Source organism: Amycolatopsis sp. WGS_07 (assembly GCF_045278895.1).
Classification (GTDB): domain Bacteria; phylum Actinomycetota; class Actinomycetes; order Mycobacteriales; family Pseudonocardiaceae; genus Amycolatopsis.
Map to the genome: position 1 here is coordinate 8235629 of NZ_CP136053.1, position 13725 is coordinate 8249353.

A 13725-nucleotide genomic window follows, 5' to 3' on the forward strand; every position below is an offset into this window, starting at 1 on the left:
TCGACACCGGCCGCCCGCTGGCACAATCTGCACCGACGGGGACGGAGCGGAGCCGCATGACGAGCAACGACCAGCCGGGCGAGGCGGCGTACAAGGTGCTGGCCCGCGAACTGCGCCAGGCGATTCTGCGGCGGCGGTTCGCGGACGGCGTCCGCCTGCCGACGGAGGCCGAACTCGCCGCCGAACACGGGGTCAGCAGGCAGACCGTCCGGCGCGCTTTCCAGGATCTGGTCGCCGACGGGCTGGTGCACCGGGTGCCCGGCCGGGGCACGTTCGCGGCCCCGCGAGAAGGCCAGTACCTGCGGCAGTTCGGTTCCATCGAGGACCTCATGGGATTGTCCTTGGACACCAGCCTGGAAGTGCTGCGCCCGCTGCGCCGCCTGGTGAACGTCGAGGCCGCCAGCCGGCTTCGCCTCGACAGCGACACCGTGTACACAGTCGTTTTCCGCCGGCTGCACGAAGGAAACCCGTTCTGCCACACCGCCGTGCACCTCCACCCGGCCGCCGGCAGCGCGCTCGCCGACGTCCGCACGCTCGCGACGCCCGGCGCGACGAGCGACGCGACGATCATCGGGCTGCTCGACGACCGGCTCCCGGCCCCCATCGCCGAGGCCGAGCAGAGCATCACCGCCGCCGCGGCCGACGCGCCCCTCGCCGAAGCCCTCGGCTGTCCGCCCGCGGCGCCGCTGCTGCGCGTCGACCGCACCTACCTGACCACCGACGGCCAGCCGGTCGAACTCGCCGTGACCCACTTCCTGCCCGAGCAGTACTCGTATCGCATCAAGCTCAAACGCGGCCTCGGCTGAGCATCGGCGCGAGCCGGGTCAGAAGGCGCGAAGGTATTGGCGCGGCCAGGATTCGGCCGGAGCGGAACCCTTGGCGCGCAACGCCCAGTAAGGATCGCGCAGCAACGCACGACCGACGAACACGGCATCGACCAGCTCGGGGACAGCCTCGTCGAGATGCGCGGCCTCGGAGATCGCCCCGGACGCGGCGACGGCCGCCCCGGCGTCCCGGAACAGCGGTCCGTACCGTGCGTTGTGCAGCGGTTCGGAGAGCCGCCGAGCCTCGGGGACGAGCGCCCCGGACGAGAGGTCGACCAGGTCGACCCCGCACGCGGCCAAGCCCGCCGCCACCACAGTCATGTCTTCGACGGTGAGCCCGCCGTCGAGCAGATCCTCGGCCGGGATGCGGACGGCAAGGGGCTTGTCCTCCGGCCATCCCGCGCGCAAGGCCCGCACCATTTCCAGCGGGAAGCTCATCCGGGCCCGCAGGTCGCCGCCCCACTCGTCGGCGCGGTGATTCGCCAGCGGCGACAGGAATTCGTGGAAGAGATAGCCGTTGGCGCCGTGCAGTTCCAGGAGCCGGTACCCGGCGCGGTGGGCGGCCCGCGCGGCCCTTTCGAGGTCCTCGAGCAGCCTCGTCCCGTCCGCCGGGGACATCTCGGCCGGGACGGCGAGGCCGGCGAACGGCACCGGGGACGGCGCGAGCGGCTGCCATCCGCCCTCGTCCGGCGGCACCGCGCTGCGCGTTCCGGCGTTGTCCCAAGGCACTCCGTGCGAACTCTTCCGCCCGGCCACGCCGAGCTGGACCGCGGGCACCGACCCCACCGTCGCGATCACCTCGGCCAGCCTGCGGTGCCCCGCGATCTGCTGCTCGTTCCACAACCCGAGGTCGCGGGCAGTGGTGCGCATGCCGGGCGCGACAGCCGTGCACTCGACTGTCACCATGCCGAGGCCGCCCGCCGCCCGCGCGCCGTAATGCGCGAGGTGCCAATCGGTCGGAGTGCCGTCGCCCTCCGCCGAGTACTGGCACATCGGGGACAGCCACACCCGATTGGGCAGCGTCACGTCCCGCAGGCGCAACGGTGTCCACGCGGATTCCGCGGCATCGGCCGCACCCGCTCCATCCGTGCCGCAATGGTGCACATCGTTTCGCATACCGGCACGCTAGGACGCGGATCCGCGGAGTGTCAACCGGAACGAACCGGCGGTTGACCGCGGCTTGCTCGTACCGCATAGTAGCACGGCGTGCCGCAATGGCGAACGACACCGCAGTCTTGGAGGCGACGATGCCACCCACCCGTTACCGCGGATACCGCTCCTTCTCGTACCTGGAGCCGGGGACGGACTTCCCCGAGTTCGAGCCGTCGGCGGACGTCGGCAGGCTCCCGCCGCACGACCTCGGGCTGACCGCCGCGGAGTCGGCGCGGGCCGAACGCCTGCTGGCCGAAAACGTGGTGGTGTCGCTGCACGACCACCCGGTGCGGCTCCCCGGCGCGCCCGGACCGAATTGCTCGAGTGGAACCGGGGAGCGCGGCTGGACTACGGCTACGAGGGCCTGAGCCGTTCCGGGCTCGACGCGGTGTTCGACAACCTCGGCTGGGGTGCGTGCGAATCGCGCAACGGCTGGAAATGGGACGACGTCGTCACCGATCTCGGCATGCGGTTCTGCGACTTCGCCCACCAGGACTACGTGTTCCGGGCCGAGTCCGTCGCCGACCTCCGGCGGGCGCACGCCGAGGGACGGCTCGCCGTCGTCGCGGGGCTGGAGGGCGCGGCGCTGATCGAGAACGAGGTCGACCGCCTCGACGTGCTCTACGGGCTCGGGGTGCGCCAGATCGGCGTCGCCTACAGCGACGCGAACTCTCTCGGCAGCGGCCTGCGCGAGCGCGGCGACGGCGGTCTGACCGCGTTCGGCCGCCGCGCGGTCCGGCGCATGAACCAGCTCGGGATGGCCATCGACGTGTCCCATTCGGGAGACCGGACCGCGCTCGAGGTGATCGAGGCGAGCGAGCGGCCGGTCCTCATCACGCACGCCGGCGCGCGGCAGGTCTGGGACACCCCGAGGATGAAGCCCGACGAGGTCATCCGGGCCTGCGCCGAATCCGGCGGCGTCATCGGGATCGAAGCGGCCCCTTACACCACCGTGAGCACGAGCCATCGACGGCACACCATCGAATCGGTGATGGACCACTTCCGGTACTGCGCGGACCTGGTCGGCATCGAGCACGTCGCGTTCGGCCCGGACACCTTCTTCGGCGACCACCTCGACATGCACCACGTCATGAGCCGGAAGTGGGGCGTCGAGGAGACCATCCGCTCCGGTCCCGAGTTCGAGCCGGTCGACGCGGTCGCCGGACTGGAGAACCCCGGCGAGTGCTTCCGCAACATCACCCGGTGGCTGGTCAAACACGGCTACCCCGATCACGAGATCGCCGCCGTCATCGGCGGGAACGTCCTCCGCGCGCTCGAGAAGATCTGGTGAGGAACCCATGAAGGCCAACAAGGTTCTGAGCGCCGCGATGATCGGTCACGGGGTCGAGTCCTACGACTTCGTCGTCTACGGCGCCTCGGCCACGATCATCGCGAAGCACTTCTTCCCGGCGGGCAACCCCGCTCTCGCGGTCCTTTCCGCGCTCGCCGTCTACGGCCTGGCGTTCGTGGTGCGTCCCCTCGGCGCCGCGATCTTCGGCAGCATCGGCGACCGGCTCGGCCGCCGGACCGCGCTCTCGGCCGTGGTGCTGATCATGGCCGTCTCGACGGCCGCGATCGCGGTGCTGCCCGGGTACGGCAGCGTGGGAGTGCTGGCCCCGATCCTGCTGCTGTGCTGCCGCCTGGCCCAGGGCATCTCGATGGGGGCCGAGTACACCAGCGCCGCGTCGTACGTGATGGAGCAGGCGCCGCCGCAGCGGCGCGGGTTGTGGCTCAGCGCCGTGGGCAGCGCGACCTACGTCGGTTCCGCGCTCGCCTCGTTCGCGCTGCTGGGCCTCCGGTCGATCTCCTTGCCCGCGTACGAAAGCTGGAGCTGGCGGCTCGCCTTCCTGGCGGGCGGGCTGATGGCGCTCGTCGGGCTCTACATGCGGCTCCGGCTCGACGAGACGCCGGCCTTCCGCGAGCTGAAGTCCTCGAAGGACACGGCGGCCAGGCCGATCCGCGACACCTTCCGCGACTGGCGGGTGTTCCTGCTGCTGTTCACGCTCTTCGCCCTGCTCGCCGTCGTGGTCCACAACCTCCTCGGTTATCTCCCCACCTATCTGGCGACGACCGGGCGCGTCCGCGGCGACACGGTGCTCGTCGCAGGCGGACTCGCGCTGCTGCTCTGCGCCGCGCTCTGCGTCCCGGCCGGGATGCTCGCCGACCGGATCGGACGCAAGCCGCTGCTGATCGCCGGAGTCGCGGTCGCCGTCGCCGGTTCGGTACCGGCCTACCTCCTGGCCAGGGGCGGGACGCTCGCGACGACGCTGGCGACCGAAGTCCTTCTGGTCGTCCCGGCCGCGCTCGTCACCGTGGGATCGACGGTGGTCGCGGTCGAGCTGGTCTCGGCGCGGATTCGCGCCACGAGCACGGCACTGGCCTACAACGTCGCGTACGCGATCTTCGGCGGCACTGCCCCGCTGCTCGGCGCACTGCTGACCGGATGGTTCGGACGACTCGCTCCGGGTGGCTACATCTCCGCGCTCGCGGTGATCGCGCTGGTCGTCGTGGTCGTCGCCTTGCCGGAGACGCTCGCCCGCGCCCGCGCAGACGAGCCCGCGCTCCAGAAGACCCGATGAGCCGCCAAAAGCAATGAGGAGAACGTCCGTGCCGAGGACCCACGAGCAAACGCCGTACCACCCCGGAACCTTCGAAGCCTTGCGCTTCCACACCGCGACCGCCGCCTTCCGCGACGGCTCCGATTCCCCGCGCGAGTACCTCGAACGATGCCTGGCGACGATCGCGGAGCGCGAACCGGTTGTCCGGGCATGGGTCGTGCTCAACGAGGAAGGGGCGCGCGACCAGGCCGACGAAAGCACCCGGCGCTGGCTCCGGGGCGAACCCCGGTCGCCGATCGACGGCATGCCGATCGGCGTCAAGGACCTGCTGGAGACCCGCGACATGCCCACCCAGATGGGATGTGCCGCGTTCGCGGGCAACTTCCCGAAGCGGGACAACGCCGCCGTGTGGGCACTGCGCCAGGCCGGGGCGGTCATCCTCGGCAAGACGGTGACCACGGAGCTGGGCGGCCCGGAGCCCAGCCCCACGACGAATCCCTTCGACCCGCGCCGCACCCCCGGCGGCTCGTCGTCCGGCTCCGGCGCCGCGGTCGGCGCGCGGATGGTCCCGGCGGCGATCGCCACCCAGACCGGCGGTTCCCTCATGCGGCCGGCGAGTTTCAACGGCGTGTGGGGCTTCAAACCCTCGCAGGGCGCGATCAACCGCGGGGAGCGGCAGACCGCGAGCATGACCACCCACGGCGTGCACGCCGGGTCGGCGAGCGACCTGTGGCAGGTCGCGATCGAGATCGCCGCGCGCGCCGGAGGCGACCCGGGCAGGCCCGCCTTGCACGGTCCCGCCGCCCCGCCTCCGGCTCGGGTGCCGACCACGGTCGCGGTGGTCGAGACCGAGGCGTGGCCGCGGCTGGACCCGGTGAGCCGCAACGCCTTCGAGCAGGTCGTCGCCCAGATAGAGGCCGCCGGAGTGACGGTCCTTCGCCGCGGCGACGACGCGGTCGTCGAGCGTTTCGAGCAAGCCCTCGTCGGCGCGACCGAACTCGGCAGCAACATCCTCGCCTGGGAACACGCGTGGGCGTTCCGAGACCTCGCCGCGGACCGCCCCGGCGACTTCAGCGCCCGGGTCAAGCGGTTCTTCTTCGACACGGCCGACCGGCTCGGCGCCGCAGGCTACGAGGAGGCGCTCCGCACCCGCGCGGCGGTGACGGACGCGTACGCGCTCCTCGGCCCGCGAGCGGACGCGGTCCTGCTCCCGACCTCGAGCGGACCGGCACCGGTCTGGTCCGGGGACCGGCCGGGATCCCCGCCGGTCCGCTGGCCCACCGGGGATCCCGGGTTCAACTTCCCCAGCTCGCTGCTGGGCGCGCCCGCGGTGAACGTCCCGCTGATGAGCGTCGGCGGGCTCCCCTTCGGCCTGCAGGTCATGGGCCAGCCCGGGACGGACGCCCGGACCGTCGCGATCGCGCGCTGGGCCGGAGAACACCTCGCCCCGGTCAGCGCCTGACGCCGATCCGGCTCAGCCGGCCCGGTGGTTTCGCGGCCGGGTCGCCGGTCCCGCCGTGCTTCCCTTCCCGGCCCGCCGGAAATTGTCGGTGTCGCGTGCGACGCTGCCGGTGTGGAAGTGCACTTCGACGCTGAACTGTGGATCTGGGAAGCGCGGCGGACCGATGCCTGGACCTTCGTCACCCTGCCCCGCGACATCTCCGAGGAAATCCGCGAACTCGGCGGGCCGCGCCGCGGGTTCGGATCGATGCGCGTGCACGTCCGGATCGGCGCCACCACCTGGCGCACCTCGATCTTCCCGGACAGCACGCGCGGCTACGTGCTGCCGGTCAAACGCGCGGTACGCAAAGCCGAAAACCTAGACCCCGGCGACACCGCCCGGGTGACCGTGACCGTCCTCGACCTCTGACCACCACGTCTCATCCGCCCGGCAGGAGAGTCACCTGCATGGGATACAAACCGCAGGAGGGATGAACTCGCACCACAACAGGATCTCCTCAACCGCGTGCGGTCGTCCGCCAAACCGCATGGCGGACCGCGTGACCTGTCGGACACCGGATCTCCCCTGCCCGAGTCCGCTGTGACGTCCGGCGATGCCGCCGCGGCCCCGCGCGGCAGGCGAAGACCTGCTGCCCGGATTGACAATCCGCCCTCGAACGACCGTTCGCGTTGCTGGCGGGCGCGGCCAGTTACCGCCCCGGGCGCGCGCAGGCACCGCCGCCAATTACCAGCCCCAGCCGCACGCAGGCACCGCCGCCAATTACCAGCCCCAGCCGCACGCAGGCACCGCCGCCAATTACCAGCCCCAGCCGCACGCAGGCACCGCCGCCAGTTGCCAGCCCGGTCGCGCGCAGGCTCGGCAGGGACGCGTTCGGGGCGGAACTCCTTGCGGGCGGCTGGGTCGGCGTCGCTGGGCAGGGCGCGACATTCGCCGATCTCGGCCGCGTCGCGCTGCCTCGCGGCTTCTCCCGGCTCATCGCCTTGCGCGGCGCGGTGTTAGCGTGGAGGAGTGCCGGATTTCACGTCCACAGTGGACATCGCACGCCCCGCCGGGGACCAGCGCGACGCCGTGGGCTGGGCCCGCGCGGTCTGGGAAGGGGCTCCGCCGCCGGTGCCGACGCTCCTGCGCGCCGGGTGGCTCGGCCTCGGTCTGACCACGCGGCTGTCCCCGGAGCGAGTGCTCGGCTGGACGGTCGCGTCGGCCGCGTCGGACCGGGTCGTGCTCGAAACGCCCTCCCCGCTGCTGACCGCGCGCAACATCGTGCATCTCGACGAGCATCGGGTGTACTGGACCACCGAGGTCACCTACCACCGGTTCCCGGGACGGCAGCTGTGGGCTGCCGCCGTCCCGGTCCACGAGATCGTCATCCCGGCCCGTCTGCGGCAGGTCGCCGGTCAGGCGCGGCCCGGCGATCTCCAGCACCAGATCGTCACGGCATTCCAGCGGCGGGTCGGGAATCCCCTGCTGTCGCGGCTCCCGGGCCAGACGCTGCTCGAAACCACCGGCCGCAGTTCGGGGCTCCCCGCCGGACCCCGATCGGCGGACGGCGCGTCGGGCAGGAGTTCTGGCTGGTGTCCGAATTCGGCGAGCGGTCGCAGTACGTGCGCAACATCCAGGCCGACCCGCGCGTCCGGCTGCGCCTGCACGGCCGCTGGCTGCGCGGTGTGGCGCACCTGCTGCCGGAGGACGACGCCCGGGCGCGGCTGAAGTCGTTGCCGCGCCTCAACAGCACCGCGGTCCAGGCGTTCGGCACGGACCTGCTGACGATCCGGATCGACCTGGACTAAGCCTTTCGCAGGTGCTGCAGCGCTTCGCTCCAGAGTCCGGGCTGCGTGCCGTCCGCCGGAAGCGGCTCGGGCACCGGCGGCCGCGGCGACGACGCGGAGCTGGAGATCAGGTCGACGTAGGCCTGGTCGTAGGCGGGCGCGGGCTGCGCGCGGGGCACGCGGACCCGGGAGGTGGTCTGCCGCACCCGGGCAAGGTCTTCGCCGCCCAGCCAGTTGGGACCGGACGCGGCCAGTTCGAGGCCTGCGACCGCGGTCTTCGGGTCGCCGAGGTGATCGGCGATCAGGAGCCCGCGCACGAAATGGAGAACCGCCCGGTCCTGAGGCCGTTCGACCCACATCTGCAACGCCAGGTCACAACTGTGGACGGCGGTCTTCGGCTGCCGGTGGAGAAGCGCGGAACAGACGTCCATCAACCACGCCTCCGGCAGGTACGCGCCGCCGTCGTTGCGCCAGCTCATCGCCGTTTTGTAGAGCTGGTGCCAATCGCCGTCCTGTAGCAGGGCGACGCACTGTGCACGCCACCGGGACGGCGCGGTTGAAGAGAGCATGGAGTCAGTTTTCCACGGGCTAACCGTCCGACAGCACGGCCTCGATCGTGCGCCGCGAGTTGGCCGCCAGCACCGGGTTCGTCTCGCGGTAATACGGCAGCTGGATCAGCGCGATCGACAGCGCCCAGCCGCGGCCGCGCTCCCACGTCGCGTCGTCCACTTCGACCGCGTCCCGGAAGACGGCCCGTTCCGCGGCGGCGAACGTGTTCCACGCCGGGATCACGTCGACCGCCGGATCGCCGATTCCCACCCCCGCGAAGTCCAGCACCGCGGTCAGGCCGTTCTCGTCGACCAGCACGTTCCCTGGCGCGAGATCCGCGTGCAGCCACACCGGCTCCCCCGCCCACTCCGGTGCCGCGAGTGCCTTCTCCCAGGCCGCGACGTACACCGGATCGCCGCCGAGCTGCGCGATCGCGTCCCGGGTCGGCGCGTCGCGAGTGCGCAGCGGACGGCCTCGGCTGACCTCCGGCGCGCCGGAGATATCCAGGCCGCGCAACGCTTTCACGAACGTGCCCAGGTCCCGCGCCACCTGAGCATCGCCGTAATCCGGGTTAACGCCGGGCAGCCAGCGCAGCACCGACCAGTCCCACTCGAAGCCCTCGCCGGGCCGTCCTTCGGCGAGCACCTCCGGCACCGCGACCGGCAGGCGCGGCGCGAGCCAGCGCAGCCAGCGCTGTTCGTGGCTGATCTCGGCGGCTCCGCGTTCCAGCCGGGGCAGCCGGGCTACCAGCTCGTCGCCGAGCCGGAACATCGCGTTCTCCGTGCCCGAGGACTCGACGCGCGAGACCGGCAGCCCGGCCCACTGCGGAAACTGGGCCGCGACGAGGCGACGGACCAGAGCGTCGTCGATTTCCGCTTCGTCCGCGTGCATCCGTTTCATGAGCATCGAGCAAACCGCGTCGGCGCGAGAGCGGGCAACTGGTTTATTCCCGTTCCGGCCGACTGTCCCAGACGCTGGTTACCGTCGCCCTCATCGCGGATTCCGCGCCACACTGCTGGCATCCACGGGGAAAGGACGCAGCATGACAGGGCTCACCGGACCACGGCTCGCCGTCGCGCTGGAAGGCGCCGGCTGGCATCCGGCCGCGTGGCGCGAACCGGACGCCCGCCCGGCCGACCTGCTCACCGCCGGATACTGGACCGGGCTGGTCCAGCAGGCCGAGGCGGCGCACCTGGACTTCGTCACCTTCGAGGACTTCCTCTCCCTGCGCGACCCCGCCGAGCCGAACACCCGCGACGACCACGCGCAAACCCGCCTCGACGCGGTGCTGCTCGCCTCGCGGATCGCGCCGCTGACCTCGCACATCGGCCTGATCCCGACCGCCGTCGTCACCCACACGGAGCCGTTCCACCTGTCGAAGGCGATCGCGACTCTCGACTACGTCAGCACCGGCCGCGCGGGTGTGCGCGTGCAGGTTTCCGGCCGTCCGGAAGAGTTCCAGCACTTCGGCCGCCGCACTCCGCCCGAGGTCTCAGACCTCTTCGAGGAGGCTGCCGACTACGTCGAGGTGCTGCGCCGGCTGTGGGACAGCTGGGAGGACGACGCCGAGATCCGCGACGTCGCCACCGGACGGTTCATCGACCGGGACAAACTGCACTACATCGACTTCGAGGGCCGCTGGTTCTCCGTCAAAGGCCCGTCCATCACGCCGCGGCCGCCGCAGGGCCAGCCGATCGTCGCCGCGCTCGCGCACGGACCCGACGCCTACCGCCTCGCCGCCCAGCAGGCCGACGTCGTGTACGTGACGCCTTCCGACCGTTCGCACGCCGCGTCGATCATCGACGAAATCGGTGCGCCCCTTCAGGTTTTCGCCGACCTCGCGGTCTTCCTCGACGAAACCGAGCAAGCCGCCGCCGACCGCAAAACCCGCCTGGACGACCGCGCCGAGTTCGCCTCCGACGCGCACGTCTTCACCGGCACCCCGGCCCAGCTGGCCGATCTGCTGCTCGATTGGCACGCCGCCGGCCTGACCGGTTTCCGGCTGCGCCCCGGCACCCTGCCGCACGACCTGACCGCCATCACCGATGCCCTGGTCCCCGAACTGCGCGACCGGGGCGCGTTCCGCACCGGTTACGAGGCCTCGACCCTGCGCGGGCTGCTGGGCCTGCCCCGCCCGGCCAACCGCTACGCCGCCTGATTCCCGGGAGATCTCCATGACTGCCAAGCAAATCCACCTCGCCGCGCACTTCCCCGGGGTCAACAACACGACTGTGTGGAGCGACCCCGAGGCGGGCAGCCACATCGAGTTCAGCTCGTTCGTCAAGCTGGCCCAGACCGCCGAGCGCGCGAAGTTCGACTTCTTCTTCCTCGCCGAGGGCCTGCGGCTGCGGGAGCAGAACGGCGAAATCTACGACCTGGACGTGGTCGGCCGTCCCGACACCTTCACCGTCCTGTCCGCGCTGGCCGCCGTCACCGACCGTCTCGGCCTGGCCGGCACGATCAACTCCACCTTCAACGAACCGTTCGAGGTGGCCCGCCAGTTCGCGTCGCTCGACCACCTTTCCGCAGGCCGGGCCGCGTGGAACGTCGTCACCTCCTGGGACGCGTTCACCGGCGAAAACTTCCGCCGCGGCGGCTTCCTGCCGCAGGACCAGCGCTACTCGCGCGCCGAAACCTTCCTGCGCACCGCGTGGGAACTCTTCGACTCCTGGCGCGGCGACGAACTGGTCGCGGACAAGGAATCCGGCCGCTTCGTCACCGGCGGCGGCTCCTTCGCCCACCACGACGCCCACTTCGACATCTCCGGCCGCTTCCCGGTCCCGCGCAGCCCGCAAGGCCGCCCCGTCACCATCCAAGCCGGCGACTCCGAAGAAGGCCGCGAATTCGCCGCCGCGACCGCCGACGCCATCTTCACCCGCCACGGCACCCTCGAAGCGGGCCAGGCCTTCTACTCGGACGTGAAGGGCCGCCTGGCGAAATACGGCCGCTCCCCGCACGAACTGGTCATCCTCCCGGCCGCCACCTTCGTCCTCGGCGATACCGACGCGGAAGCACACGAACTCGCCCACGAGGTCCGGTTGCAGCAGGTGAGCGAGCAGACCGCGATCAAGTTCCTCGAACAGCTCTGGAACACCGACCTCAGCGACCACGACCCGAACGGCCCGCTCCCATCCTTCGACCCGGCAGTCGGCGACCTGATCTCGAAGGGCCGCGCGAGCGTCCGCATGCACCGCGACCCGATCGCGACGGCGAACGAATGGCGGCAGCTGGCGGAGGCGAAGCACCTGACGAGCCGCGAGCTGATCATCGAGGTCACCGGACGGCAGAACTTCATCGGCTCGCCCGAGACGGTCGCGTCGGCGATGAACGAACTGGTGCAGGCCGACGCGTCGGACGGGTTCATCCTGGTGCCGCACGTGACGCCGGGCGGGCTGGACCGGTTCGCCGACGAGGTGGTGCCGCGGTTGCAGGAGCGAGGGGTTTTTCGGGAGGATTACAGCGGGCCTACTTTGCGGCACCACCTCGGCTTAGCCTAGGAACCGCTTCGCGTTCCCCCACAACAACAACTCCCGCGAGCCGTCATCCAGGAACGATGCCTGCCGCACCACCCCGCCAGCCGGGCGCTCCCCCAGCGGATACGGGTAATCGCTCCCCACCATCACCTGCCCCGCCCCCAACGTGTCCACCAGATTCCGCAACGCCTCCTCGGTGAACACCACCGAATCGACACTGAACCGCCCCACATACTCCGACGGCGGCTTCTCCGACGTCGCAATAATGTCGGCCCGCTGATGCCAAGCGTTCTCCAGCCGCCCCAGCCAAAACGCGAATGACCCGCCCCCGTGGGCGAAGCAGATCCGCAAACTCGGCGGCACCCGGTCGAACACCCCGCCCAGGATCATCGCGATGATCGACAGGTGCGTCTCCGCCGGCATCCCGGTGAGCCACCGCGCCATCCAGCGGTCCAGGCGCGGCGCGTCCGGCATGTCCCACGGGTGCACGAAAACCGGGACGCCGAGCGACGCCGCGTGCTGCAGGAACGTCACCACGCCAGCGTCGTCGAGGTCGCGGTCGCCGACGTGGTTGCCGATCTCCACGCCCCGGTGCCCGGCCGCGACCGCGCGGTCCAGTTCTCGGCAGGCGGCGTCGGTGTCCTGCAGCGGGACCTGGCAGAACGGGATCAGCCGGTCCGGCGCGGGCGCGCAGATCTCCAGTGCGAGGTCGTTGAAGACCCGCGCGATCTTCTCGCCCTGGCCGGGGCTGGTGTCGTAGCCGAAGAACACCGGCGTCGGAGAGACAACCTGCGCCTCGATGCCGTCGGCGTCCATGTCGCGCAGGCGGACGGACGCGTCCCAGCAGTCGGACCGGATCCGGCGAAACTCCGCGGAGCCGACCATGATCATGGCCTCGCGTTCGGATTCCGCGCGCAGCCACGGCATTCCTTCGCCGAGGTCGGGCCAGCCGTGCGGGACGAAGTGGCTGTGGACGTCGATCGCGCGCACGCTCAGCCCTTCCCCGGGTGCAGCGTGCCGCAGTTACCGCAGGTCCGAGCTTCCTCGGACGTGTAGAACTGCTCGAACACCGGCGGGAGGTCGTCGACGATGTCCCGCACCTGCAGCTCCACCTCGTGCACCTTCGCGTCGCACTCCAGGCAGAACCACACGAACTTCTCGAGCGTCCCCTCCTCCCGGATCCGCTCGATCACGATCCCGATCGACCCCTCCTGCGGACGCTGCGGCGAATGGTGCACGTTCCGCGGCAGCATCCACATCTCGCCCTCGCGGATGTCGACGCGCCGGGGCCCCTCGTCGGTCATCAGGTTGACGTGCATGTCGCCCTTGTACTGGTAGAACCACTCCTCGTACGGGTCGAGGTGGTAGTCGGTGCGCTGGTTCGGCCCGCCGACGACCTGCACGATGAAATCGCCCATCGGGGCCCACATCTGCTTGTTGTTGACCGGCGGCTTCAGGTCGTCCTCGTGCTCTTCGATCCAGGCGGCGAAGTCGAACACGGGCGGGATGGCGGTCATCATTCCTCCTTGCCGGGGATCCGGGCGATCGCCTGGATCTCGATGAGCAGATGCGGATGCGGCAGCTGGTGCACCGCGACGGTCGTGCGGGCCGGGCCGGTCTCGTCGAAGAACTCGCCGTAGACCTCGTTGTAGCCGCCGAAATCGTTCATGTTGACCAGGAACACGGTCACCTGGGCGAGGTCTTCGAGACCCGCGCCGGCGGCGGCCAGGATGTCCCGGATGTTTTCGAGCACCGCGCGCGTCTGCGCCCGGATGTCCAAAGTGGTCACCCCGAACTCGTCGGCCTCCGCGCCGGCGAACGTGTTGTCCGGCCGCCTGCTGCTGGTGCCGGACACGAACACGAGATCCCCGACCACCTTGACGTGCGGGAACCGGCCGCGCGGAGTCGCTTTCCCGGCAACGACATGGGCTTGCGCCACGC

General features: G+C 70.9%; 15 protein-coding genes. 9 read left to right on the top strand and 6 right to left on the bottom strand.

Annotated features, from left to right (window positions below; translation table 11 throughout):
• Window positions 1-56: 56 nt before the first annotated feature.
• Window positions 57-806 (top strand): GntR family transcriptional regulator, encoded by a 750-nt coding sequence (locus RPX00_RS38645; RefSeq protein WP_406632971.1) that lies wholly within the window; start codon window positions 57-59, stop codon window positions 804-806.
• 18 nt (window positions 807-824) lie between these two features.
• On the opposite strand, the gene RPX00_RS38650 is transcribed toward RPX00_RS38645, so the two are convergent.
• Entirely contained in the window at window positions 825-1940 is a 1116-nt protein-coding gene (locus RPX00_RS38650; RefSeq protein WP_406632973.1) for an NADH:flavin oxidoreductase/NADH oxidase, read from the bottom strand.
• 131 nt (window positions 1941-2071) lie between these two features.
• On the opposite strand from RPX00_RS38650, the gene RPX00_RS38655 reads away from it, so the two are divergent.
• The 6 genes from RPX00_RS38655 to RPX00_RS38680 all read left to right on the top strand — a co-directional run bounded on the left by RPX00_RS38655 (window position 2072) and on the right by RPX00_RS38680 (window position 7783).
• Window positions 2072-2344: a hypothetical protein gene (locus tag RPX00_RS38655; protein ID WP_406632975.1), complete on the top strand. Its 273-nt coding sequence runs from the start codon at window positions 2072-2074 to the stop codon at window positions 2342-2344.
• Window positions 2293-3267, top strand: coding sequence for a dipeptidase (locus tag RPX00_RS38660; protein WP_406632976.1), 975 nt, complete (start codon window positions 2293-2295; stop codon window positions 3265-3267). Before RPX00_RS38655 ends, RPX00_RS38660 begins: the two co-directional genes overlap by 52 nt.
• Window positions 3268-3274: 7 nt before the next feature.
• Window positions 3275-4555 (top strand): MFS transporter, encoded by a 1281-nt coding sequence (locus RPX00_RS38665; protein ID WP_406632978.1) that lies wholly within the window; start codon window positions 3275-3277, stop codon window positions 4553-4555.
• 28 nt (window positions 4556-4583) lie between these two features.
• Window positions 4584-5996 carry an amidase gene (locus tag RPX00_RS38670; RefSeq protein ID WP_406632980.1) on the top strand — a complete coding sequence of 471 codons (1413 nt, stop codon included), beginning with the start codon at window positions 4584-4586 and terminating at the stop codon, window positions 5994-5996.
• A gap of 111 nt (window positions 5997-6107) precedes the next feature.
• Complete coding sequence (locus tag RPX00_RS38675) at window positions 6108-6404, top strand: DUF1905 domain-containing protein (RefSeq protein WP_406632982.1); 297 nt, start codon at window positions 6108-6110, stop codon at window positions 6402-6404.
• A 1163-nt stretch (window positions 6405-7567) separates the two neighbouring features.
• Window positions 7568-7783 (top strand): nitroreductase/quinone reductase family protein, encoded by a 216-nt coding sequence (locus RPX00_RS38680; protein ID WP_406632984.1) that lies wholly within the window; start codon window positions 7568-7570, stop codon window positions 7781-7783.
• Here RPX00_RS38680 and RPX00_RS38685 read toward each other — a convergent pair.
• Both RPX00_RS38685 and RPX00_RS38690 read right to left on the bottom strand, forming a co-directional pair.
• Complete coding sequence (locus RPX00_RS38685; protein WP_406632986.1) at window positions 7780-8331, bottom strand: hypothetical protein; 552 nt, start codon at window positions 8329-8331, stop codon at window positions 7780-7782. The two genes, RPX00_RS38680 and RPX00_RS38685, sit on opposite strands and share 4 nt — an antisense overlap.
• 19 nt (window positions 8332-8350) lie before the next feature.
• Window positions 8351-9211 (bottom strand): aminoglycoside phosphotransferase family protein, encoded by an 861-nt coding sequence (locus tag RPX00_RS38690; protein ID WP_406632988.1) that lies wholly within the window; start codon window positions 9209-9211, stop codon window positions 8351-8353.
• A gap of 142 nt (window positions 9212-9353) precedes the next feature.
• Here RPX00_RS38690 and RPX00_RS38695 point away from each other — a divergent pair, with 142 nt between their 5' ends.
• Together RPX00_RS38695 and RPX00_RS38700 are read left to right on the top strand one after the other, a co-directional pair.
• Window positions 9354-10469: an LLM class flavin-dependent oxidoreductase gene (locus RPX00_RS38695; protein ID WP_406632990.1), complete on the top strand. Its 1116-nt coding sequence runs from the start codon at window positions 9354-9356 to the stop codon at window positions 10467-10469.
• Window positions 10470-10485: 16 nt separating this feature from the next.
• Window positions 10486-11808, top strand: coding sequence for an NtaA/DmoA family FMN-dependent monooxygenase (locus tag RPX00_RS38700; RefSeq protein ID WP_406632992.1), 1323 nt, complete (start codon window positions 10486-10488; stop codon window positions 11806-11808).
• Here the strand turns inward: RPX00_RS38700 and RPX00_RS38705 are convergent.
• From RPX00_RS38705 to RPX00_RS38715, 3 genes are read right to left on the bottom strand one after another with little or no spacing between them, the layout of a single operon-like run.
• On the bottom strand, window positions 11800-12774 hold the full coding sequence (locus tag RPX00_RS38705; protein WP_406632993.1) for an amidohydrolase family protein: 975 nt from the start codon (window positions 12772-12774) through the stop codon (window positions 11800-11802). The two genes, RPX00_RS38700 and RPX00_RS38705, sit on opposite strands and share 9 nt — an antisense overlap.
• A 2-nt stretch (window positions 12775-12776) precedes the next feature.
• On the bottom strand, window positions 12777-13301 hold the full coding sequence (locus tag RPX00_RS38710) for a 3-hydroxyanthranilate 3,4-dioxygenase (protein WP_406632995.1): 525 nt from the start codon (window positions 13299-13301) through the stop codon (window positions 12777-12779).
• On the bottom strand, window positions 13301-13723 hold the full coding sequence (locus RPX00_RS38715; protein WP_406632997.1) for a RidA family protein: 423 nt from the start codon (window positions 13721-13723) through the stop codon (window positions 13301-13303). Before RPX00_RS38715 ends, RPX00_RS38710 begins: the two co-directional genes overlap by 1 nt.
• Window positions 13724-13725 lie beyond the last annotated feature (2 nt).